Genomic DNA, 2,023 nt, shown 5'->3' on the forward strand with positions numbered 1-2,023 from the left:
CTCGGCCAAGAACACCTCGCGCCGCGTGCGCTTGCGGCCTCCAAGATCCTCAGCATCACCAAACGAAAGCTGCATCGAACTCACCCTTGAAGCGATGACCGATTCTCGCCGAAAGTGGAGGAGTTGTTCAGACCTTCCCTAGTCTGGGACTCGCCGTTCGTTCGGAACCATCTGGAGGATCGTGCTCGCACTTCAGCGGGCATCTACAAGATTTCTCAGCCTGACATCGAGTCAGCCCTTATCCCGATCCCGCCACTTGTGGAGCAGACGGAGATTCTCAAGGCGAGTGCACAATTGGAAGACGAGATACGCGCTACCGAAGTCGGCCTAGCTGCCGCATTCACTCATTCAAGTGCCCAGCGCCAGAATGTCCTCCGTGCCGCGTTCCGCGGCGAACTAGTGCCGCAAGACCCGAACGACGAACCAGCGAGCGTGCTTCTGGATCGACTGCGGGCGGAGCGAGCAGTCGCCAAGCCGGTGAAGGCCGAGCGCAAGACGCGCAAGGCCAAGGGGGCCGCGTGACGTACTCGCGCCCCTGGAGGAGCTTCGAGGACCAGCTGGCGCTGCTGGAATCACGGGGCATGAACGTCGGTGATCGTGCCGCAGCACTGGCCTATCTCGAACGGGTCGGCTACTACCGGCTGAGTGCCTACTGGTACCCCTTCCGACGTTGGGAGCTTCAGCAAGACCAGCAGAACGGCGCCATCCGCTACACCCGAACCGACGATTTTCTGCCCGACACGCACTTCCGGGATGCCGTGGCGCTTTACCTGTTCGACAAGCAACTGCGGCAAATGACCACCGACGCCCTTGAGCGCGTTGAAGTGGCACTTCGGGTGGACATCGCTTACCTGCTTGGCAAGCGCAATACCTTCGCGCATCTGCAGGCATCTGAACTCCACCCCACGTTTGCCCTGAGAGCAGAGGGGGCGAAGGGCACCGCTCATGCGGCATGGCTGGACCGTTATTCCAAGCTAGTTGCGCAATCCAAGGAGGATTTCGTCAAGCACTATCACCAGACGCATGGCCCCGACCTGCCGATCTGGGTTGCCATCGAACTGCTGGATTTCGGTGCGCTATCGAAGTTGTTCGCGATGATGAAGGTCGGAGACCAGCAGGCGATCGCTCAGAAGTACGGGATTGCCGAATGGCAGGTGTTCCAGTCATGGCTGCGTTCACTGAGTTATCTGCGCAATCTCTGCGCACACCACAGCCGGCTGTGGAATCGCAATGTCGTGGCGCGACCGAAGCTGCCGTCCGCCAGTCATTCAGGCTGGTGGCAAGCCTTTGCTGGAAACGCCGACCTGCAGACCAAGCCTTTCCTACTGCTGGCGATCTGCCGCCATGTGGTTCAGCGGGTTTGTCCCAACACGCAGTGGCCTACTCGCCTGAAAGACCACCTGGCGTCATTCCCCGCGCTTCGCGCCAACACCAAGCGCAGCCTCGACGACATCGGTACCCCACCGGACTGGAAGGACTGGTGGTAGTCGCGAGCAAAAAAGAACCCCCGCGTGCATCTTTCGATGTAGAGGCGAGGGTCGTGTTGCCGCGAACTCTAAGCACGGGCATCCGGGGGGTCAAGCACGCCTGACTCCCGGTCCGCTTTGCCATTCAGGCGACGAGGGTCGGCGATGGCGGCGCTACTGGCTGACCGATTAAGACCAGAAGGCCTGAAATCCGAGCCGAATGTCTTTTGGAATGCCTTTAGGCAGGCAAGCCGACCAATACAATCAATGACTTGAGTAAAGGCATTCCCCCGCTGACAGCCGCATTGGTGCGCTTTTTTTCGTATTGGCCCGCCAACGCCTACCTCCTCGACTCTGGGCTGTTTATGGGCGTTGGAAAGTTCCGAAATCACCGGAGCTGTCGGCCAAACCACCGGATGAACCGCCCCGGCTTTTCCGGAGGCTGTTTTCGTTGAGTCACGCCGCTTTAGCGTAACCGCTGGTCTCGGCGTAGAACGCCGCCTCTGCTTCCGCCGGGGGAATGTAGCCGATCGGCCCCAGCAGTCGCTTTGTGTTGT

The 2,023-nt window shown here is 60.1% G+C and carries 2 protein-coding genes; both read left to right on the top strand.

Features of this window, described 5'->3' with window-relative positions:
* Positions 1-114: 114 nt before the first annotated feature.
* Positions 115-522 (top strand): restriction endonuclease subunit S, encoded by a 408-nt coding sequence (locus O9255_RS13660; protein ID WP_297867420.1) that lies wholly within the window; start codon positions 115-117, stop codon positions 520-522.
* 59 nt (positions 523-581) lie between these two features.
* Entirely contained in the window at positions 582-1,487 is a 906-nt protein-coding gene (locus O9255_RS13665; RefSeq protein ID WP_297867421.1) for an Abi family protein, read from the top strand.
* The last annotated feature ends 536 nt before the right edge of the window (positions 1,488-2,023 follow it).

The organism is Silanimonas sp. (genome assembly GCF_027530345.1).
Taxonomy (GTDB): Bacteria; Pseudomonadota; Gammaproteobacteria; order Xanthomonadales; family Xanthomonadaceae; genus Silanimonas.